Raw genomic sequence first — 19,893 nt, forward strand, 5'->3', positions numbered from 1 at the left:
CAGCGTTGATCACTGAACGAATCGAGAGGAGGCCGGGATGACCGAGCTGTTGTCGGGGCTGCGCGTCGACTACACGGACCAGGACGACCCGGTGCTGATCCGGCCCGACGGCAGCCCGGTGGACACCTGGCGCGAGAACTACCCGTACGAACAGCGCATGGAGCGCAAGGAGTACGACTGGCACAAGCGGCTCCAGCAGATCGAACTGCTGAAGCTGCAACGCTGGATCAAGGAGACCGGCCGTCGGCTCGTCATCGTCTGCGAGGGGCGGGACGCGGCCGGCAAGGGCGGCACGATCAAGCGGTTCACCGAGCATCTGAACCCGCGTGGTGCCCGTGTGGTGGCGCTGGAGAAGCCGAGCGAGCGCGAGAGCGGTCAGTGGTACTTCCAGCGTTATGTCCAGCACTTGCCGACCGCGGGCGAGATCGTGCTCTTCGACCGGTCCTGGTACAACCGGGCCGGCGTGGAGCGCGTGATGGGGTTCTGCTCTGAGGACGAGTACCGCCGTTTCATGCGCCAGGCCCCGCTGTTCGAGCGGATGCTGGCGGACGACGGCATCGACCTGATCAAGTTCTGGTTCTCCGTCTCACAGGGTGAACAGCGCACCCGTTTCACGATCCGCCAGGTGGATCCCGTACGGCAGTGGAAGCTCAGCCCGATGGATCTGGCCTCGCTGGACCGCTGGGACGACTACACGGCCGCCAAGGTCGCCATGTTCCGGGAGACCGACACCGAGCAGGCGCCCTGGACCGTGGTGAAGAGCAACGACAAGAAGCGGGCCCGGGTCGAGGCCATGCGCAGCGTGCTGGCCCGCTTCGACTACGCCGACAAGGACGAGGAGGTCGTCGGCAGCCCCGATCCGCGCATCGTCGGGGCGGCGGCCACCCTGCTGGAGGCGGGCGAGGACGACACGGCGGCGGTCTTCTAGAAACGCTTCCAGGGAACGGCGCCTTCGGGGCGGTCTCTAGTCGCCGTCGCGCGGCACCAGTGTCACCCGGTGGAAGTTGCAGCCGGTCACGGGCGGGCTCCCGGGAGGGGGCCCGCCCGCATGTGCCTTGAGGGCGACGCTGACCAGGCTCAGCAGCAGGTCGACATCCGTCTCGCAGTCCAGGTGCACGGTCACCCAGCGGGAGCCCGGGATGATCCGGATCGCGGTCGACTCACTGAGGTCACTGTGGAACCGGAGGATGGCCCCGACCGTGAGATGCAGGTCCACATCGTGATCGGAGTGGAAATGCACGATCTCGCTCTGGGCGGACCGCAGCGCCCGCCCGGTACCACAACTGGCCGGGACCGCGCTGAGGTCGCGCCAGCCCTCCAGTCGTTGCATGGCTCGCTCGGCCAGGGTCATGTGCCCATGGTGGACTGCTCACCGCCCCGCAACCAGAGGTTGAGAGATTTGTAACCGGGGCGTGAGGTACCGCACACCTGGGAAGCGTGGGGTGTGCGGTCCCCGAACCGGGTCAACTCCCGTCGTTCACAAGCTTTTCGTAGCCCACCAGCCGTACGCACGTGGCCACCCCGTCGATGATCGTCTCGATCTCCGAGAGGGGCGGGAAGGACGGAACGATGCGGATCGTACGGTCCCTGGGATCGTCGCCGTACGGGTGCGTGGCGCCCGCCGGTGTCAGCGCGAGACCGGCGTCCGCCGCGCGCCGCACCACCTCGCGGGCGCAGCCGTCGGGGACGTCGAGGGTGATGAAGTAGCCGCCCCGGGGCGAGGACCAGGTGGCGAGACCGGTGTCTCCCAGCCGCTCGGCGAGGATGCGCAGCACGGTGTCGAACTTGGGCCGCAGCAGCTCACGATGCCGCCGCATATGGGCGCGCACCCCGTCGGCGTCGCCCAGGAACATGGCGTGCCGCAGTTGGTTGATCTTGTCGGGTCCGATGGAGCGCTTGGCGCTGTATCCGCGCAGCCAGGCCACGTTGGCGGGGGAGGAGCCGAAGAAGGCCACGCCCGCACCGGCCAGCGTGATCTTCGAGGTGGACCCGAAGACGAACGCCCGGTCGGGAGTGCCGTGTTCGGCGCACGCCGTGAGCAGGTCGGTGATCTCCGCCTCCTCGTCGGTGAGATGGTGCACGGCGTAGGCGTTGTCCCAGAAGATCCGGAAGTCGGGCGCCGCGGCCGGCATCGCGGCGAGCCGCCGTACCACCTCGTCGCTGTAGCAAGTCCCGTCCGGATTGCTGTACTTGGGCACGCACCAGATGCCCTTGACCGCCGAGTCCTCGGCGACGAGCCGCTCCACGACGTCCATGTCGGGGCCTTCTGCCGTCATCGGCACCGGGATCATCTCGATGCCGAACCGCTCGCACAGCGCGAAGTGCCGGTCGTAGCCCGGGACCGGGCACAGGAACGCGACCCGCTCCTCGTCCGCCCAGCGGCGGGCCGCCCCGGGAAGGGTGCCGAGCAGCGCGTGCACCAGGCAGTCGTGCATCAGCTCCAGGCTGGAGTTGCCCACGGCGAGCAACTGCCCGGCCGGCACCTGGAGGAACCCGGCGAAGATCTCCCGGAGCTCCAACAGCCCGTCCGCGCCACCGTAGTTGCGGCAGTCCGTGCCGTCGGCGGAGGTGTGGCGGTCACCGGGCAGCGAGAGCAGTGCGGCGGACAGGTCGAGCTGCCGCGCCGAGGGCTTGCCGCGGGTCAGGTCGAGCGACAGGGCCTTCGCGAGGAGGGCTTCGTAGTCGCTCCGGGCCGCGTCGAGGCGGGCCGGAAGGGAATCGGCGGTGTTCACCGAGGGGGGAGTCTGGGCCACGGAGGTCGACGCTACAAAGCCGGGCGCGACACCACCAATGGTTAAGTGAGGGCGTGGCTCGCGTCCGGCGGCAGGCCACGCGAGGTCGATGTCGGATTCCCGCCAGCCCCGGTCCACGCCGTATCGGATGCTGGACGTATGCAGAACGGGATGCACACCGACACGGAGCGCTGCGTACGCGCCGTCCAGTCCAAGGACGCGCGCTTCGACGGCTGGTTCTTCACCGCCGTCACGACCACCCGCATCTACTGCCGGCCGAGCTGCCCGGTCGTACCGCCCAAGCCGGAGAACATGACGTTCTACCCGAGCGCGGCGGCCTGCCAGCAGGCGGGGTTCCGGGCCTGCAAGCGCTGCCGTCCCGACACCAGCCCCGGCTCCCCGGAGTGGAACCAGCGGGCCGACCTGGTGGCCCGCGCGATGCGCCTGATCGCCGACGGCACGGTGGACCGCGAGGGCGTCCCCGGTCTCGCCGCCCGCCTCGGCTACAGCACCCGGCAGATCGAACGCCAGCTCCTCGCCGAACTCGGCGCGGGTCCCCTCGCCCTGGCCCGGGCCCAACGCGCCCAGACGGCACGGCTGTTGATCGAGACGACCGCGCTCCCGATGGCGGAGATCGCCTTCGCCGCCGGCTTCTCCTCGATCCGCACCTTCAACGACACCGTGCGCGAGGTCTTCGCCCTCTCCCCGAGCGAACTACGCACCAGGCGCCCGAGGACGACCGTCCTCACCCCCGGCACTCTCACCCTCCGCCTGCCGTTCCGCGCCCCTCTCACCCCCGACAACCTCTTCGGCCACCTGGCGGCCACCGCCGTACCGGGCGTCGAGGAGTGGCGCGACGGCGCCTACCGCCGGACCCTCCGCCTCCCCTACGGCCACGGCATCGCCTCGCTCACCCCGAAGTCCGACCACATCGCCTGCCGCCTCACCCTCAGCGACCTGCGCGACCTGCCCGTGGCGATCAGCCGCTGCCGCCGGATGCTCGACCTGGACGCCGATCCGGTCGCGGTGGACGACCAGTTGCGTACGGATCCGGTGCTGGCGCCGCTGGTCGACAAGTCACCGGGCCGCCGCGTCCCGCGCACGGTCGACGAGGCGGAGTTCGCCGTACGGGCCGTCCTCGGCCAGCAGGTCTCCACGGCGGCTGCCCGCACCCACGCGGCCCGTCTGGTCACCGCCCACGGCGAACCGGTCGAGGACCCCGAGGGCGGCCTGACCCACCTGTTCCCGTCGCCGGAGTCCCTGGCAGCGGTGGCCCCTGACACGTTGGCGATGCCGCAGTCCCGCCGCACCACCTTCACCACCCTCGTCGCCCAACTCGCCGACGGCACCCTCCACTTGGGCGTGGAGAGTGACTGGGCGGACACGCGTGCCCGGCTCCTCTCCCTCCCCGGCTTCGGCCCTTGGACGGTCGACGTCATCGCCATGCGCGCCCTCGGCGACCCCGACGCCTTCCTCCCCACCGACCTCGGAATCCGCCGCGCCGCCCAGGAGTTGGGCCTCCCGTCGACCCCGGCCGCCCTCACCGCACGCGCGGCGGCCTGGCGGCCGTGGCGAGCCTACGCGGTCCAGTACCTGTGGGCGACGGACACCCACCCGATCAACTTCCTCCCCGTATAAGGGTTGTGCAGAAGACATGAGGACTCCGGAAACGATGAAGCACCACACGCTGATCGACAGCCCGTACGGCCCGCTCACCCTCGTCGCCGACGACGACGGCGCCCTGAGCGGCCTCTACATGACCGACCAACGCCACCGCCCTCCGGAGGAGAACTTCGGCACTCCGGACGACACCCCCTTCGCCGAGGCGACCGCCCAACTACAGGCCTATTTCGCGGGTGAGTTGAAGGAGTTCACCCTCGAACTGCGCCTGCACGGAACCGAGTTCCAGCGCACGGTCTGGGACCAGCTCCGCCGCATCCCCTACGGCGAGACCCGCTCCTACGGCGACCTCGCCGACGCCCTCGGCAACCCGGGCGCCTCCCGCGCGGTCGGCCTCGCCAACGGCAGGAACCCCATCGGGATCATCGTCCCCTGCCACCGCGTGGTCGGCGCGAACGGCGGCCTCACGGGCTACGGCGGCGGCCTCGACCGCAAGCAGCGGCTGCTGGACTTCGAGAGCGGGGCGGCGCTTTTCTAGACGGTCACGAGGGTGCGCAGCAGCTTCGGCAGCGCGGTGCCGATCGGCTCCCGTACGACCTCGTCGGCGCGGTCGTCGTAGGGCGTGGGCTCGGCGTTGACGATCACCAGCCGGACCCCGTGATCGGCGGCGACACCGGCGAGCCCGGCGGCGGGCTGCACCTGGAGGCTGCTCCCGACGGCGATGAACACCTGGCAGGCCTTGGTGATGGCGACGGCCTCGCCGAGGACGACGGGGTCGAGCCGCTCACCGAAGAACACGGTCGCCGACTTCAGGATCCCACCGCAGACCAGACAGGCGGGATCGTCCTCACCGGCGTCCACTCGGGCGAGGGCGTCCGCCATCGGCCCGCGCGCGTGGCACTCGGTGCAGAGGAACTCCCTTGCGGTGCCGTGCAGTTCGAGCACCTTGCGGGCGGGCAGACCGGCGAGCTGGTGCAGCCCGTCGACGTTCTGCGTGATGACCCGCACCGGCACGCCGGACCTCTCCAGCTCGACGACGGCCCGGTGCGCGGCGTTGGGCTCGGCCTGAAGCGTGCGGTTCTTGCGCCGCAGTTGCCAGGACTGCCGGCGGATCTCCGGGTCGCCCATGTAGTAGTCGTAGGTCACGAGCTTCTCGGCCTCGGGATCCTTCCGCCACACCCCGTTCGGCCCGCGGTAGTCGGGGATCCCGGAGTCGGTGGAGATGCCGGCGCCACTGAGAAGGGCGACAAGGGGCTTGCTCATGCAGCCGAGGGTAGGTCGGCGGGGGCGGGGGCGGCGAGCGGATATCGCGGCGCCGGCACCTGGTGTTACCGTCCGGCCCATGGCCAAGGTATCTGTGCCCCTCCGGGCACCCGGCCCCAGCCCCGGCCTCACCCCACCCGCCGACCGTTCTCCAGTTCCGCCGTCCCCGACCCCTCGTCCAGCACATCGAGTGCGGCCAGGACTCGGAGTCCCAGCGAACCCCGCAGGTACTCGGTGAGTTCCTCGCGCGGGACGAGGCGCCAGGACAGCAGTTCCTCCTCCTGGAGTCGGATCGACTTGAGGTCGTTCTCGGTGAGGACTCCGCCGTCGTAGAGGTAGGCCACCAGCGGCTGCCGGCCCGCCCAGTGGACCCAGTCGACGGCGAGGAGCCTGCCGAGTTCGATGTCGAGGCCGATCTCCTCCAGGGTTTCGCGGCGCGCACCCTGGCGTGGGGTCTCGCCGTCGTCCGATTCGATCGTGCCGCCCGGAAGGGCCCAGCCCTCACGGTAGTTGGGCTCGACGAGCAGGACGCGTCCCTCGGCGTCCCGGAACAGGGCGGCGGCCCCGGCGAGGATGCGGGGGAGACCCGCGAGATAGGCGTCGAAGTCTGGCGTGGTGGTCATTCAGGAAGGGTAACCAGACGGCGCGGCCGCTTCCTCGGCCGCGGATCCCGCCAGTCGCGCGGTCCGCTCCGCCAGTTCACTGATCCGCGCCCCGTCGAAACCGAACACCGCACTGCGCACGGTGTCCTCCAGCGGGTCCTTCCACTGGCCCGGGATCGCCTCCGCCCCGGTCAGCACCCCGGCGACCGAACCGGCGGTCGCGCCGTTCGAGTCGGTGTCCAGGCCGCCACGCACGGTGAGCGTGATGCTGCGGGTGAAGTCGCCGTCGCCGTACAGGAGTCCGGCCGTGAGGACGGCCGCGTTCGGGATCGTGTGGATCCAGCCGAGCCCCGCCGTCTCCTCCGACACCGTGGCCAGGGTGTCCTCCCAGCTCATCCGGGTCTCGTGCAGCGTGAGCACCCGGCGCACGGTGCGGGCGAGGCGGCAGCCCGGCGGGATCACGGTCAGCGCCGTGTCCAGCGCGTGCCGCACGGTCGGCGCGGTGAACGCCGCCGCGACCAGGGCGGCGGCCCACATCGCGCCGTAGACACCGTTCCCGGTGTGCGACAACACCGCGTCCCGGCGCGCCAGTTGAGCCGCCCGGCGCGGCACGCCCGGGCTGGTCCAGCCGTAGATGTCGGCGCGGATCAGGGCACCGATCCACTCCTGGTAGGGGTTGTCGTACGTCGCCGTCAGCGGTGGTTTGAGGCCGCCCGCGAGGTTGCGGTAGGCGGCCCGCTCGGCCGTGAACGTCTGCAGATATGGCAGCCGCAGCAGCCACAGCTCGCCGACCTGCTCGGTGCTGAAGCCGAAGCCGTGGGTCTCCAGCAGGTCGAGGCCGAGGATGGCGTAGTCGACGTCGTCGTCACGGCAACTGCCGTGGATACGGCCGCGCACGCACCGCTGCCACTCGGGGCGCAGCTCGAAGCCGTCGTCCTCGCCGGCCGGCTCCGGCAGATAGTCGGTCAGCGGCAGGGCGGCGGCCCGCCGCAGATAGCGGTCGATGCGGTCGCGCGTCCACAGGTCGCCCTGCTCGACCGGCTTGCCGAGCATGTTGCCCGCGATCCGGCCCAGCCAGCCCCCGAGAATGCGGTCCGCGAGCGCCGGGTCAGTGCCCACAGGGGTCATGTCTCCGGTGTACCCGATTCCGGGCCCGGCAGCGGCACAGCGGGTACTCAGACCGGTCCCAGCGTTCGGTCCGGGCATGACGGCGGGGGCGTCCGCCGGTTAAGGTCGCAGCGGCGCGACTGGCCCTGAAGTGTGTGGGGCCCGTAGAGCAAGGGGATCGCAAGGTGGTGGACGCTGCGCGGAGGGGCACCCACAGGGTGCTCATCGCCGCGGACAAGTTCAAGGGGTCGCTGACGGCCGTGCAGGTGGCCGAGCGGGTGACGGCGGGGCTGCGCCGGGTCGTGCCCGAGCTGGAGGTCGCGGCGATGCCGGTCGCCGACGGCGGCGACGGGACCGTGGACGCGGCCGTCGCGGCCGGGTTCACGAGACGGGAGACCCGGGTCGCGGGTCCGCTCGGTGACGAGGTCAGCGCGGCCTTCGCGGTGCGCGGCGACACGGCCGTCGTGGAGATGGCCGAGGCGAGCGGTCTGCAACGACTGCCCAAGGGCGTCTTCGCCCCGCTCACCTCCTCGACGTACGGCTCCGGCGAGCTGCTGCGGGCGGCCCTGGACGCGGGTGCCCGCACGATCGTGTTCGGGGTCGGCGGCAGTGCCACGACGGACGGCGGCGCGGGGATGCTGTCCGCGCTCGGCGCCCGCTTCCTGGCCGCGGACGGCGAACCGGTGCCCCCGGGCGGCGGCGCTCTGATCGACCTGGCCTCGGCCGACCTCTCCGGCCTGGACCCGCGCCTCGCCTCCGTCGACCTCGTCCTCGCGAGCGACGTCGACAACCCGCTCACCGGCCCCAAGGGCGCCCCGGCGGTCTACGGCCCCCAGAAGGGCGCCGCACCGGACGACGTGGACGCCCTCGACGCCGCCCTCGGCCACTACGCGAAGGTCCTGGAGGAGTCGATCGGCACCCGGGCCGCCGAGTACGCCGCCGCACCCGGCGCCGGCGCGGCGGGCGGCATCGGCTACGGCGCGCTGCTCCTCGGCGCCCGCTTCCGCCCCGGCATCGAGGTCATGCTCGACGTCCTGGGCTTCTCCGCCGCCCTGGAGGGCGCCACGCTGGTCATCACCGGCGAGGGCTCCCTCGACGAGCAGACCCTGCACGGCAAGGCCCCGGCCGGTGTCGCCGCGGCGGCCCGTGCGGAGGGCAAGGAGGTCGTCGCCGTCTGCGGCCGCCTCGCCCTGCCCCCGCAGGACCTCGGCCACGCCGGCATCCGCCGCGCGTACCCGCTCACCTCGGTCGAACCGGACGTCGTCAAGTGCATCGCGGACGCGGGACCGATCCTGGAGCGGGTGGCGGAGAACATCGCCCGCGACTTCCTGATCTGAGACAGTCCCGCCCGAGGAACGCCGAAGGGCCCCGAGCCAAGTGGCTCGGGGCCCTTCGTTCTGTCTACCAGGAGCGCTACGACCGCTACGACTGCGCCGCTCGCGCCTCGCGCCGGTTGTCGCGGAAGTTGTTCACCCGGCGGGCCGTGGCGAAGAGCGGGATGACCGCGCCCGTCACCAGTTGCAGCGCGCAGCCGGTCTGGAGGAGCAACTGGCCGCCCGGGGCGTCGAAGGCCCAGGCCGCCAGGAGGCCCACACCGAGCACGATCCAGGACAGCATCGCCACCGCGAGGCGGCCCCGCGGCTTCGGGTACTCGACCCGGCTCACCATGAGCCAGGCGGTGCCCAGGATCGCCAGGAGCGTCGCCACGAAGGGCAGCTCCAGGAGCACGATGGAGACCACAGTCAGGGCGCCGAACGGGGAGGGCATGCCCTGGAACATGCCGTTCGGCGGGGTCACGCAGGAGAAGCGCGCCAGTCTGAGCACCACGGCCAGGAGCACCACGATTGCCCCGACCGCCGCCACTCTCTGGTGCGCGTCGTCCGCGACCATGCCGTAGACGAGGACGAAGTACGCCGGTGCGAGGCCGAAGCTGATCAGGTCCGACAGGTTGTCCAGCTCGGCGCCCATGGGGGAGGAGCGCAGCTTGCGGGCGACGAGGCCGTCGAAGAGGTCGAAGACCGCCGCGCACAGCATCAGGATGACCGCGGTGGCCGCGCTGTGGCGGGCCATGCCGGTCGATTCGTCGTTGCCCGTCAGGTGCGGGATCAGGATGCCGGTGGTGGTGAAGTACACCGCCATGAAGCCGCAGGTGGCGTTGCCGAGGGTGAGGGTGTCCGCTATTGAGAGGCGGAGAGAAAGGGGCATCTCCTCCTCGTCGTCCACCTCGTCGGCCTCGGGCACCCAGCCCGCCTGGGTCTCCGGATCAATCACGGTCAATGCGAGTCACCCCAGCCACCGTCTTCTGGCCGACCTCCAGGTCCACCTCGACACCCTCGGGGAGGTAGATGTCGACGCGCGAACCGAAGCGGATCAGACCGATGCGCTCGCCCTGCTCGACCTTCGTGCCCTGGGGGATGTAGGGGACGATGCGGCGGGCGACGGCGCCGGCGATCTGGATCATCTCGATGTCACCGAGCTCGGTGTCGAAGTGCCAGACGACCCGCTCGTTGTTCTCGCTCTCCTTGTTGAACGCGGGAACGAAACCGCCCGGGATGTGCTCGACCGACGTCACCGTGCCGGAGAGCGGCGCGCGGTTGACGTGGACGTTCAGCGGGCTCATGAAGATGGCGACGCGGGTGCGACCGTCCTTCCACGGCATGATGCTCTGCACCACACCGTCGGCGGGCGAGATGACCCGGCCCCGGGTGATCTCGCGCTCGGGGTCGCGGAAGAACCACAGCATGCCCGCCGCGAGCGCGGTGGCGGGTACGGCCACGGCCTTGGCGGCGCCGGACTTGCGCGCACGGACCAGGCTGAGGGCTGCGGTGGCGACGGTCGGCAGGAGCCACGGCGATGCTCCGCGCGCGAGGCGTACGCCTGCCAGGCTGTCGCGTGGTGCAGAGGTTTGGCTGTGGGGCATGGATGACCTTCGTAGCGGATGATGCCGCACTGTAACGGGGGACGGCGGCTTTCCCGGGATCGTACCGGTCGTGGGCCACAACTGGCTAAGCCAGTAAGTCGAGTCGGCGGCCGAAGCACGTTGACGGGGTGTGATCTTCTTCTCGAAGAAAACACCCCGAAACGGACAATCAGCCCTGGAATCGATACTCTTCGAGCAACCTGCGCCCGATGATCATTTTCTGGATCTCGGCGGTACCTTCGCCGATCAGCAGCATCGGCGCCTCGCGGTAAAGGCGTTCGATCTCGTACTCCTTGGAGAACCCGTATCCCCCGTGGATCCGGAAGGCGTCCTCCACGACCTCCTTGCAGTACTCGGAGGCGAGGTACTTCGCCATCCCTGCCTCAAGGTCGTTTCGTTCCCCGGAGTCCTTTTTGCGTGCCGCATTGACCATCATCGCATGGGCGGCCTCGACCTTGGTAGCCATCTCCGCCAGCTTGAACTGGATCGCCTGGTGCTGGGCGATCGGCTTGCCGAACGTGTGGCGCTGCTGCGCGTAGGAGACGCCCAGCTCGAAGGCACGCTGAGCGACGCCGCAGCCACGCGCCGCCACATTGACGCGGCCGACCTCGACTCCGTCCATCATTTGGTAAAAACCTCGGCCGGTCTCGCCGCCGAGTACCCGATCGGCCGGAATGCGCAGGCCGTCCATGATCAACTCGGTGGTGTCGACGCCCTTGTAGCCCATCTTGTCGATCTTCCCGGGGATGGTGAGTCCGGGCCGGACCTCACCGAAGCCGGGCTCCTTCTCGACCAGGAAGGTCGTCATCGACTTGTGGGGCGCGGTGCCCTCCGGGTGTCCTTCGTCACTGCGCACCAGGACGGCGACGAGCGACGACGTGCCGCCGTTCGTCAGCCACATCTTCTGACCGTTCAGGACGTACTCGTCACCGTCCTTGACCGCCTTGGACGTGATCGCCGAGACGTCCGAACCGAGCGCGGGCTCCGACATCGAGAACGCGCCCCGGATGTCACCGGCCGCCATGCGCGGCAGGAAGTGGTCCTTCTGCTCCTGCGTGCCGTGCTGCTTGAGCATGTAGGCGACGATGAAGTGGGTGTTGATGATCCCGGACACCGACATCCAGCCGCGCGCGATCTCCTCCACGCACAGGGCGTACGTCAGCAACGACTCGCCCAGGCCGCCGTACTCCTCCGGGATCATCAGACCGAACAGGCCCAACTCCTTGAGCCCGTCGACGATCGCTTGCGGATACTCGTCGCGGTGCTCCAGCTCGGTGGCGACCGGGATGATCTCCTTGTCCACGAAGTCGCGGACGGTGGAGAGGATCTCCCGCTGGATGTCGGTGAGACCGGCGGTCTGGGCGAGTCGCGCCATGGCTACTTCTCCGTCTGCTTCAGCTCCGGGCGGCCGGGCTGCTCGCCGCCGCGCTCCTTGATGTACGTCTCGGTCGGCACCATCACCTTGCGGCGGAACACACAGACCAGCGTGCCGTCCTGCTTGTAGCCCTTGGTCTCGACGTAGACGATCCCGCGGTCGTTCTTCGACTTCGACGGCGTCTTGTCGAGGACCGTCGTCTCGCCGTAGATCGTGTCGCCGTGGAAGGTCGGCGCCACGTGCTTCAGCGACTCCACTTCCAGGTTGGCGATCGCCTTGCCCGACACGTCCGGCACCGACATGCCAAGGAGCAGCGAGTAGATGTAGTTGCCGACCACCACGTTCTTGCCGAAGTCCGTGGTGTTCTCGGCGTAGTTGGCGTCCATGTGGAGCGGGTGGTGGTTCATCGTCAGGAGACAGAAGAGGTGGTCGTCGTACTCCGTGACCGTCTTCCCGGGCCAGTGCTTGTAGACCGCGCCGACCTCGAACTCCTCGTAGGTGCGTCCGAACTGCATGGTGCTCAGGCCTCCGGGGCTTCGAACTTGCTGGTGCGCTCCATGCCGGCGGCCCGGCCCTTGCCCGAGATGACCAGCGCCATCTTGCGGCTGGCCTCGTCGATCATCTCGTCGCCGAGCATCGCCGAGCCCTTCTTGCCGCCGGCCTCGGACGTGTAGTAGTCGTACGCGTCCAGGATCAACTCGGCGTGGTCGAAGTCTTCTTGGGACGGCGAGAAGATCTCGTTGGACGCCTCGACCTGGCCCGGGTGCAGCACCCACTTGCCGTCGAAACCGAGCGCGGCGGCGCGCTGGGCGACCGCGCGGTAGCCGTCGATGTTGCGGATCTGGAGGTAGGGGCCGTCGATCGCCTGGAGGTTGTTGGCACGGGCGGCCATCAGGATCTTCATCAGGATGTAGTGGTAGGCGTCCGCCGGGTAGCCGGGCGGCTGCTCGCCCACCACGAGGGACTTCATGTTGATCGACGCCATGAAGTCGGCCGGGCCGAAGATGATCGTCTCGACGCGCTGGGAGGCCGTCGCGATCTCGTTGACGTTGTTGAGGCCCTGCGCGTTCTCGATCTGCGCCTCGATGCCGATCTTGCCGACCTCGAAGCCCATCGTCTTCTCGATCTGCGTCAGCAGCAGGTCCAGGGCGACGACCTGCTGGGCCGTCTGCACCTTCGGCAGCATGATGCAGTCGAGGTTCTGGCCCGCGCCCTCGACGACCGTGACGACATCGCGGTACGTCCACTCGGTGGTCCAGTCGTTGACGCGCACGACCCGCGTCTTGCCCGTCCAGTCGCCCTCGTTGAGGAACTTGACGATGGTGTGCCGCGCCTCGGGCTTGGCCAGCGGCGCGCACGCGTCCTCCAGGTCCAGGAAGACCTGGTCGGCCGGGAGGCCCTGCGCCTTCTCCAGGAAGCGCGGGTTGCTCCCGGGGACCGCGAGACAGGAGCGTCGCGGACGGAGCCGGTTCACGGGGGCGGGCGTGGTCATGCGGGGACCTCCAGGGGGTCGAGCTTGTTCGCTTTCCGGATCTCGTCGACGATGCGGCCGATGATTCCGGTGATGTCGAAGTCCTTCGGGGTGAAGACCGCGGCCACCCCAGCAGCTCTGAGCTGCTCGGCGTCGCCATTGGGGATGATCCCACCGGCGATGACAGGTATGTCTGTGGCACCGGCCACACGGAGCCGTTCGAGGACATCCGGCACCAGTTGGGCGTGCGAGCCGGACAGAATCGACAGGCCGACCGCGTGCACGTCCTCCGCGAGAGCCGCGTCCACGATCTGCTCCGGGGTCAGCCGGATGCCCTGGTAGACCACCTCGAAGCCGGCGTCACGCGCGCGTACGGCGATCTGTTCGGCGCCGTTGGAGTGCCCGTCCAGGCCCGGCTTGCCGACCAGGAAGCGCAGCTTGCCGACGCCCATGTCCCGCGCCGTCACATCGACCTTGCGGCGGACCCCGGCCATCGCCGAGCCCTCCTCGGCGGGCACCGCGACCGGCGCCGACGAGACGCCCGTGGGCGCCCGGAACTCGCCGAACACCTCGCGCAGGGCCCCGGCCCACTCGCCGGTGGTGACACCGGCGCGGGCGCACTCCAGGGTGGCCTCCATGAGGTTGTCGGTGCCCTTGGCGGCCTCCTTCAGCCGCTCCAGCGCCTTGCACGGGCGCGGGTGGTTGAAGGGCGGCTGGTAGCGCGTGTCCCGCCAGCGCCGCAACGACTCGACGACCCGTGCCTCGACGGCCGGATCGACCGTGTGGATCGCCGTGTCGAGGTCGGCGGTCAGGGGGTTGGGCTCGGTCGTGTTGTAGATGTTGACGCCGACGATCTTCTCCTGACCGGACTCGATACGGCCTCGGCGCTCCGCGTGCGAGGAGACGAGCTGCGACTTGAGATAGCCGGACTCGACGGCGGCCATCGCACCACCCATCTCCTGGATGCGGTCGATCTCGGCGAGGGACTCCTCGACCAGGGCGGCCACCTTCGCCTCGATCACGTGCGAGCCGTCGAAGATGTCCGCGTACTCCAGCAGGTCGCTCTCGTGCGCCAGCACCTGCTGGATACGCAGCGACCACTGCTGGTCCCAGGGACGGGGGAGCCCCAACGCCTCGTTCCACGCCGGGAGTTGGACGGCACGCGCGCGTGCGTCCTTCGACAGCGTCACGGCCAGCATCTCCAGCACGATCCGCTGGACGTTGTTCTCCGGCTGCGCCTCCGTCAGCCCCAGGGAGTTGACCTGGACGCCGTAGCGGAAGCGGCGCTGCTTCGGGTCCTCGATGCCGTAGCGCTCGCGTGTGATCTTGTCCCAGATGCGGCCGAACGCCCGCATCTTGCACATCTCCTCGATGAAGCGGACGCCCGCGTTCACGAAGAAGGAGATGCGGGCGACGACATCGCCCTTGCGGTCCTCGGGGATCTGGCCGGACGCGAACACCGCGTCCAGGACGGCGATCGCGGTGGACATCGCGTAGGCGATCTCCTGGACCGGCGTGGCCCCGGCCTCCTGCAGGTGGTAGCTGCAGATGTTGATCGGGTTCCACTTGGGGATGTGGTTGACCGTGTAGCAGATCATGTCGGTCGTCAGCCGGAGCGAGGGAACCGGCGGGAACACGTGCGTGCCCCGCGACAGGTACTCCTTGACGATGTCGTTCTGCGTCGTCCCCTGGAGCTGGGTGATGTCGACGCCCTGCTCCTCGGCGACGACCTGATAGAGCGCCAGCAGCCACATGGCGGTGGCGTTGATCGTCATCGAGGTGTTCATCTGGTCCAGGGGGATGTCCTGGAACAGCCGCCGCATGTCCCCGACATGGGCCACCGGAACGCCGACCCGGCCGACCTCACCGCGGGCGAGGATGTGGTCGGAGTCGTAACCGGTCTGCGTCGGCAGGTCGAAAGCGACCGACAGACCGGTCTGGCCCTTGGCGAGGTTGCGCCGGTACAGCTCGTTGGACGCCTCGGCCGTGGAGTGACCGGCGTACGTGCGCATCAGCCACGGCTGGTCTTTCTGACGCTCAGTCATCTACGTGACCTCAGATGTTCCGGAAGCGGTTGATGGCGTCGATGTGCTGGGCGCGCTTCTCCTCGTCGCGCACACCGAGGCCTTCCTCGGGGGCGAGGCACAGAACGCCGACCTTGCCCTGGTGCAGGTTGCGGTGGACGTCGTAGGCGGCCTGGCCGGTCTCCTCCAGGGAGTACACCTTGGACAGCGTCGGGTGGATCTTGCCCTTGGCGACCAGCCGGTTGGCCTCCCAGGCCTCGCGGTAGTTGGCGAAGTGCGAGCCGATGATCCGCTTCAGGGACATCCACAGGTAGCGGTTGTCGTACTCGTGGTTGAACCCGGAGGTCGAGGCGCAGGTGACGATCGTGCCGCCCTTGCGGGTGACGTAGACGCTTGCGCCGAAGGTCTCGCGGCCGGGGTGCTCGAAGACGATGTCCACGTCCTCGCCGCCGGTGAGTTCACGGATGCGCTTGCCGAACCGCTTCCACTCGCGCGGGTCCTGGTTGTGCTCGTCCTTCCAGAACTTGTAGTCCTCGGCGGTGCGGTCGATGATCGCCTCGGCGCCCATCGCCCGGCAGATGTCGGCCTTCTGGGGCGAGGACACGACACAGATCGGGTTGGCGCCGCCCGCGAGCGCGAACTGCGTGGCGTACGAGCCGAGTCCGCCGCTCGCGCCCCAGATGAGGACGTTGTCGCCCTGCTTCATGCCGGCGCCGTTGCGGGAGACCAACTGCCGGTAGGCGGTGGAGTTGACGAGCCCGGGGGCCGCCGCCTCCTCCCACGACAGGTGGTCCGGCTTCGGCATCAACTGGTTGGACTTGACGAGCGCGATCTCGGCGAGCCCGCCGAAGTTGGTCTCGAAGCCCCAGATCCGCTGCTCGGGGTCGAGCATCGTGTCGTTGTGCCCGTCGGAGGACTCCAGCTCGACGGAGAGGCAGTGCGCGACGACCTCGTCGCCGGGCTTCCAGGCGTTGACGCCCGGGCCGGTGCGCAGGACCACGCCCGCGAGGTCGGAGCCGATGATGTGGTACGGCAGGTCGTGCCGCTTGGTCAGCTCGCTGAGCTTGCCGTAGCGCTCCAGGAAGCCGAACGTCGACAGCGGCTCGAAGATCGAGGTCCAGACCGAGTTGTAGTTGACACTCGATGCCATGACGGCCACCAGGGCCTCGCCCGGGCCGAGTTCCGGCACCGGGACGTCGTCCAGGTGGATCGACTTGCGGGGGTCCTTGTCGCGGGTGGTGAGGCCCGCGAACATGTCCGTCTCGTCCTTGTGCACGGTGATCGCGCGGTACGACTCGGGGAGCGGCAGGGCGGCGAAGTCGGCCGGAGTCGAGTCCGGCGACTGGATCGCGGCGAGGATGTCCTTCACGGTCACGGTGTTGCCTCCGGCGAAGAGCGCCCTGAGGGAGGGGCGCTGACGGTTGCGTCGGTGCTGCTGCTGAGGGTGGTGGGAGAGGTGCCGTCGGTTCGGCGGGGGTGGAGCTTCGGCAGCGCTTTGTGGCGCGGGAGGGTGCCTGTGACGCAGGCGTCCGGGCGCGCAGCCCAGTGGTGGGTTGCGGGGACAGCCGACGTACGAAAGGTCTCTGCACGCCGGCCGCCCGGACACCTTCAAGGTATGACACTGCGTGTCACCTCGCAAGGCACGGAGTGCCATGAATTGTTCTCAGGTGAAATCTTTACGTAACAAATGAGCGATGATCGATCGAACGGGGTCCGAAAGATGCGTGAAAAGGGGCTCTGACATGCCAAAACGGCCACCCCGAAGGGTGGCCGTCATCACACAGGGGGCGGGGGCTCAGTGGTCCCGCAGCGCCTCTTCGATGGTCCGCATGACCTCGTCCAGCGGGGCGTCGGTGCGGGCGACCGTCACCAGCACCTCGCCGTCCCGGTGGACCGCGGCGGTGGCCGGCTTGGGGGTCGTGGTGCGGCCGGCGCCGATGCCGGTGCCGAACGTCTTCCGGACGATCCCGAAGGCGTGGTCGAGCTGGGCCTCCACATCGCCCTGGCCGCCGGCCCGCAGCCAGCGCCGCAGCACGTGGTTGTGGGCGGTGACCACGGCCGAGGCGGCGACCTCGGCGAGCAGCGGGTCGTCGTTGGCGTCGTCGTCGTGCGCGTGCTCGTCGAAGTGGCCCAGCAGATAGCGCGTGAACAGCCGCTCGTAGCGGGCCACCGACGCGATCTCGGCCTCGCGCAGGGTGGGCACCTCGCGCGTGAGCTTGTAGCGGGCGACCGAGATCTCCGGCCGCGCCGCGTACATCCGCATGACTTCCTTGATGCCCCGGCACACCGTGTCGAGCGGGTGCTCGTGCGCGGGGGCGGCATTGAGCACCGCCTCGGCCCGGATCAACGTGTCGTCGTGGTCCGGGAAGATCGCCTCTTCCTTGGAGCGGAAGTGGCGGAAGAACGTCCGGCGCGCGACCCCGGCCGCGGCCGCGATCTCGTCGACGGTGGTCGCCTCGTACCCCTTCGTCGCGAACAGCTCCATCGCGGCCGCCGCCAGTTCGCGCCGCATCTTGAGGCGCTGGGCGGCGGCGCGACTGCCCGCGGCACTTTCCGGTGCGTCGGGCGTGGCTGGTGTACGTGAGGGCTTGGCGGGCTGGGGCATGACCCGAACGTACTGCATGTGCGCAGCGTGCCGTGCACGTCGGGGGTTTCCCCCGCCCCTCGCGGGCAGGGGTCCTCCGGTGGGATCGAGCAGCCCGCCCCAGTCCCCGTCGGCCTCGAACCAGTCGCCGGGACGCTCAGCGGCGGGCATATTCGCGGAAGCCGCGGCCCGTCTTGCGGCCGAGGCAGCCCGCGGCCACCAGGTGCTCCAGAAGCGGTGCCGGAGCCAGGCCCGGGTCGCGGAACTCGCGGTGCAGGACCTTCTCGATCGCCAGGGACACATCGAGCCCGACGACGTCCAACAGCTCGAAGGGGCCCATCGGGTAGCCGCCGCCCAGCTTCATCGCCGCGTCGATGTCGTCAAGGGACGCGTAGTGCTCCTGCACCATCTTGATCGCGTTGTTGAGGTACGGGAAAAGCAGTGCGTTGACGATGAATCCGGCCCGGTCACCGCAGTCGACGGCATGCTTCTTGATCTTGACGCAGACCTCGTGCACCGTTGAGTGGACGTCATCATCCGTCAACACGGTACGGACGACCTCGACCAGCTTCATCGCCGGCGCGGGGTTGAAGAAGTGCATGCCGATCACGTCCTGCGGACGCGAGGTGGCGCGGGCGCACGCGACGACCGGCAGCGACGAGGTCGTGGTGGCCAGCACCGCGCCCGGCTTGCAGACCTTGTCCAGCGTCGCGAACAACTGCTGCTTGATCCCCAGGTCCTCGGCGACCGCCTCGACAGCCAGGTCGACGTCGGCGAACGCGTCGTAGGAGCCCGCCGGAGTGATCCGCTCCAGCGTCTGCGCGGCGGCCTCGGCGGTCATCCGACCCCGGTCGACAGAGCGCGAAAGCGACTTGCCGATACGGGACTTGGCGAACTGCGCCTTCTCCTCGCTGCGGGCGGCGAGGACCACGTCGTACCCGGCCTTGGCGAAGACCTCGGCGATACCGGACGCCATCGTCCCGGAGCCGGCCACACCGACGGAGCGGACGGTACGGCCGGGGCTGAGCCGCCCGCCCTCCGGCGGGGTCAGCGCGTCCCGCACGACGGTCGCGCTGCCGGGGGCCTCGTAGGAGTAGAAACCGCGGCCCGTCTTACGGCCGGTCAGGCCCGCTTCGCTGAGCTGCTTCAGGATCGGCGCGGGGGCGTGCAGGCGGTCGTGGGACTCGGCGTACATCGCCTCCAGGACCGTGCGCGCGGTGTCGACGCCGATCAGGTCGAGCAGGGCGAGCGGGCCCATGGGCAGTCCGCAGCCGAGCCGCATCGCGGCGTCGATGTCCTCGCGGGAGGCGTACTTCGCCTCGTACATCGCGGCAGCCTGGTTGAGGTAGCCGAACAGCAGCCCGTCCGCGACGAACCCGGGCCGGTCGCCGACCGCGACGGGCTCCTTGCCCAGCTCGATCGCGAGATCGGTGACCGCGGCGACGGCGGCGGGCGCGGTCAGCACCGAGGAGACCACCTCGACCAGCTTCATCGCGGGCGCCGGGTTGAAGAAGTGCAGCCCGAGCACCCGCTCCGGCCGCGCCGAGTCGGCGGCGAGCCGGGTGACGGACAGGGCGTTCGTGCCGGTCGCGAGAATCGTCTCGGGGCGCACGATCCCGTCCAGCTCCCGGAAGATCTGGTGCTTGATCTCGTACGACTCCGGGACCACCTCGATGACCAGGTCGGCGTCGGCCGCGGCCCGCAGATCGGTGGAGGTGCGGACCCGGGCCAGGGCGTCGGCGCGCTCCTGCCCGGTGAGCCGGCCGCGCTCGACGGCACGGGCAGTCGCGGTCTCCAGGGCGGCGACGGCCTGGGCGGTCGCGGCCTCGCTGACGTCGATGCCGACGACCTCGCGGCCGGCCCGGGCGAGGACCTCGGCGATACCGGTGCCCATCGTGCCGAGACCGACGACGGCGATGGTCGTGAACGGGGACAGGGGGGCGTCGGACAGGGGAGCTGCCATCGCGGGACTCCTGGAATGAGGGTGACGACTGGGAGCGCACTCCGTACGCCGAGGGGCGCACGGAGTGCGAGAAGGAGTGCGGGTGGTACCGGGCAACGAGCGCACACGCCCGGCGAGATGAGAGATGAGGTCCGACCGGCCCTGTCCCAGGCCGTGTCGTACTGCGGCACATTGAGGTGCCGAACCGACTGCACTCACGGTGGCTGCGTCACCAGGCCACCGCAAGGAGGGT

General features: G+C 69.6%; 18 protein-coding genes. 4 read left to right on the forward strand and 14 right to left on the reverse strand.

The genetic code is table 11. From position 1 onward, the window contains the following. Window positions 1-37: 37 nt before the first annotated feature. The gene (gene ppk2 / locus ABZT04_RS27890; protein WP_356059728.1) at window positions 38-928 is read left to right on the forward strand and encodes a polyphosphate kinase 2; all 891 of its coding nucleotides are present in this window, start codon (window positions 38-40) and stop codon (window positions 926-928) included. A gap of 36 nt (window positions 929-964) precedes the next feature. Here the strand turns inward: ppk2 and ABZT04_RS27895 are convergent, their stop codons facing one another. Further along, entirely contained in the window at window positions 965-1,351 is a 387-nt protein-coding gene (locus ABZT04_RS27895; protein WP_356059729.1) for a luciferase family protein, read from the reverse strand. 112 nt (window positions 1,352-1,463) lie between these two features. Next, window positions 1,464-2,753: an aminotransferase class I/II-fold pyridoxal phosphate-dependent enzyme gene (locus tag ABZT04_RS27900; protein WP_356059730.1), complete on the reverse strand. Its 1,290-nt coding sequence runs from the start codon at window positions 2,751-2,753 to the stop codon at window positions 1,464-1,466. Window positions 2,754-2,903: 150 nt separating this feature from the next. Here ABZT04_RS27900 and ABZT04_RS27905 point away from each other — a divergent pair, with 150 nt between their 5' ends. Further along, window positions 2,904-4,370 carry an AlkA N-terminal domain-containing protein gene (locus ABZT04_RS27905; RefSeq protein ID WP_356059731.1) on the forward strand — a complete coding sequence of 489 codons (1,467 nt, stop codon included), beginning with the start codon at window positions 2,904-2,906 and terminating at the stop codon, window positions 4,368-4,370. Between the two features lie 34 nt (window positions 4,371-4,404). Continuing rightward, window positions 4,405-4,890: a methylated-DNA--[protein]-cysteine S-methyltransferase gene (locus ABZT04_RS27910; protein ID WP_356059732.1), complete on the forward strand. Its 486-nt coding sequence runs from the start codon at window positions 4,405-4,407 to the stop codon at window positions 4,888-4,890. On the opposite strand, the gene ABZT04_RS27915 is transcribed toward ABZT04_RS27910, so the two are convergent. The 3 genes from ABZT04_RS27915 to ABZT04_RS27925 form a co-directional block, all read right to left on the reverse strand. Then, the gene (locus ABZT04_RS27915) at window positions 4,887-5,615 is read right to left on the reverse strand and encodes a Sir2 family NAD-dependent protein deacetylase (protein ID WP_356059733.1); all 729 of its coding nucleotides are present in this window, start codon (window positions 5,613-5,615) and stop codon (window positions 4,887-4,889) included. The two genes, ABZT04_RS27910 and ABZT04_RS27915, sit on opposite strands and share 4 nt — an antisense overlap. A 128-nt stretch (window positions 5,616-5,743) precedes the next feature. Further along, window positions 5,744-6,238, reverse strand: a complete 495-nt coding sequence (locus tag ABZT04_RS27920; RefSeq protein WP_356059734.1) for an NUDIX hydrolase — start codon at window positions 6,236-6,238, stop codon at window positions 5,744-5,746. Next, complete coding sequence (locus ABZT04_RS27925) at window positions 6,239-7,345, reverse strand: ADP-ribosylglycohydrolase family protein (protein ID WP_356059735.1); 1,107 nt, start codon at window positions 7,343-7,345, stop codon at window positions 6,239-6,241. A 197-nt stretch (window positions 7,346-7,542) separates the two neighbouring features. Here ABZT04_RS27925 and ABZT04_RS27930 point away from each other — a divergent pair, with 197 nt between their 5' ends. Further along, a complete protein-coding gene (locus ABZT04_RS27930) occupies window positions 7,543-8,661 on the forward strand; it encodes a glycerate kinase (RefSeq protein WP_356059736.1) in 1,119 nt (372 codons plus the stop codon). A gap of 85 nt (window positions 8,662-8,746) precedes the next feature. Here the strand turns inward: ABZT04_RS27930 and pssA are convergent, their stop codons facing one another. The 9 genes from pssA to ABZT04_RS27975 form a co-directional block, all read right to left on the reverse strand. Then, the gene (pssA, locus tag ABZT04_RS27935; protein WP_355907413.1) at window positions 8,747-9,565 is read right to left on the reverse strand and encodes a CDP-diacylglycerol--serine O-phosphatidyltransferase; all 819 of its coding nucleotides are present in this window, start codon (window positions 9,563-9,565) and stop codon (window positions 8,747-8,749) included. A 22-nt stretch (window positions 9,566-9,587) separates the two neighbouring features. After that, window positions 9,588-10,244, reverse strand: a complete 657-nt coding sequence (locus ABZT04_RS27940; protein WP_356059737.1) for a phosphatidylserine decarboxylase — start codon at window positions 10,242-10,244, stop codon at window positions 9,588-9,590. Window positions 10,245-10,413: 169 nt separating this feature from the next. Then, the gene (locus tag ABZT04_RS27945; protein WP_355906832.1) at window positions 10,414-11,619 is read right to left on the reverse strand and encodes an acyl-CoA dehydrogenase family protein; all 1,206 of its coding nucleotides are present in this window, start codon (window positions 11,617-11,619) and stop codon (window positions 10,414-10,416) included. A gap of 2 nt (window positions 11,620-11,621) precedes the next feature. Next, a complete protein-coding gene (locus ABZT04_RS27950) occupies window positions 11,622-12,134 on the reverse strand; it encodes a MaoC family dehydratase (RefSeq protein ID WP_356059738.1) in 513 nt (170 codons plus the stop codon). A 5-nt stretch (window positions 12,135-12,139) separates the two neighbouring features. Beyond that, a complete protein-coding gene (locus ABZT04_RS27955) occupies window positions 12,140-13,111 on the reverse strand; it encodes a CoA ester lyase (protein ID WP_317772595.1) in 972 nt (323 codons plus the stop codon). Continuing rightward, complete coding sequence (locus ABZT04_RS27960; protein WP_356059739.1) at window positions 13,108-15,135, reverse strand: protein meaA; 2,028 nt, start codon at window positions 15,133-15,135, stop codon at window positions 13,108-13,110. Before ABZT04_RS27960 ends, ABZT04_RS27955 begins: the two co-directional genes overlap by 4 nt. Before the next feature lie 10 nt (window positions 15,136-15,145). After that, window positions 15,146-16,489, reverse strand: coding sequence for a crotonyl-CoA carboxylase/reductase (gene ccrA, locus ABZT04_RS27965; RefSeq protein ID WP_356059740.1), 1,344 nt, complete (start codon window positions 16,487-16,489; stop codon window positions 15,146-15,148). Window positions 16,490-16,909: 420 nt separating this feature from the next. Further along, complete coding sequence (locus ABZT04_RS27970) at window positions 16,910-17,719, reverse strand: TetR family transcriptional regulator (protein ID WP_356059741.1); 810 nt, start codon at window positions 17,717-17,719, stop codon at window positions 16,910-16,912. A gap of 136 nt (window positions 17,720-17,855) precedes the next feature. Next, on the reverse strand, window positions 17,856-19,661 hold the full coding sequence (locus ABZT04_RS27975; protein ID WP_356059742.1) for a 3-hydroxybutyryl-CoA dehydrogenase: 1,806 nt from the start codon (window positions 19,659-19,661) through the stop codon (window positions 17,856-17,858). Window positions 19,662-19,893: the final 232 nt, after the last annotated feature.

Source organism: Streptomyces sp. NPDC005492 (assembly GCF_040605995.1).
Lineage (GTDB): Bacteria > Actinomycetota > Actinomycetes > Streptomycetales > Streptomycetaceae > Streptomyces.

Coding starts and splice junctions, on each gene's coding strand:
- ABZT04_RS27945 (WP_355906832.1), bottom strand. CDS start 11,619: ATGGCGCGACTCGCCCAGACCGCCGGTCTCACCGACATCCAGCGGGAG.
- ABZT04_RS27910 (WP_356059732.1), top strand. CDS start 4,405: ATGAAGCACCACACGCTGATCGACAGCCCGTACGGCCCGCTCACCCTC.
- ABZT04_RS27970 (WP_356059741.1), bottom strand. CDS start 17,719: ATGCCCCAGCCCGCCAAGCCCTCACGTACACCAGCCACGCCCGACGCA.
- ABZT04_RS27925 (WP_356059735.1), bottom strand. CDS start 7,345: ATGACCCCTGTGGGCACTGACCCGGCGCTCGCGGACCGCATTCTCGGG.
- ABZT04_RS27940 (WP_356059737.1), bottom strand. CDS start 10,244: ATGCCCCACAGCCAAACCTCTGCACCACGCGACAGCCTGGCAGGCGTA.
- ABZT04_RS27975 (WP_356059742.1), bottom strand. CDS start 19,661: ATGGCAGCTCCCCTGTCCGACGCCCCCCTGTCCCCGTTCACGACCATC.
- ABZT04_RS27895 (WP_356059729.1), bottom strand. CDS start 1,351: ATGACCCTGGCCGAGCGAGCCATGCAACGACTGGAGGGCTGGCGCGAC.
- ppk2 (WP_356059728.1), top strand. CDS start 38: ATGACCGAGCTGTTGTCGGGGCTGCGCGTCGACTACACGGACCAGGAC.
- ABZT04_RS27955 (WP_317772595.1), bottom strand. CDS start 13,111: ATGACCACGCCCGCCCCCGTGAACCGGCTCCGTCCGCGACGCTCCTGT.
- ABZT04_RS27960 (WP_356059739.1), bottom strand. CDS start 15,135: ATGACTGAGCGTCAGAAAGACCAGCCGTGGCTGATGCGCACGTACGCC.
- ABZT04_RS27920 (WP_356059734.1), bottom strand. CDS start 6,238: ATGACCACCACGCCAGACTTCGACGCCTATCTCGCGGGTCTCCCCCGC.
- ABZT04_RS27905 (WP_356059731.1), top strand. CDS start 2,904: ATGCACACCGACACGGAGCGCTGCGTACGCGCCGTCCAGTCCAAGGAC.
- ABZT04_RS27915 (WP_356059733.1), bottom strand. CDS start 5,615: ATGAGCAAGCCCCTTGTCGCCCTTCTCAGTGGCGCCGGCATCTCCACC.
- ABZT04_RS27950 (WP_356059738.1), bottom strand. CDS start 12,134: ATGCAGTTCGGACGCACCTACGAGGAGTTCGAGGTCGGCGCGGTCTAC.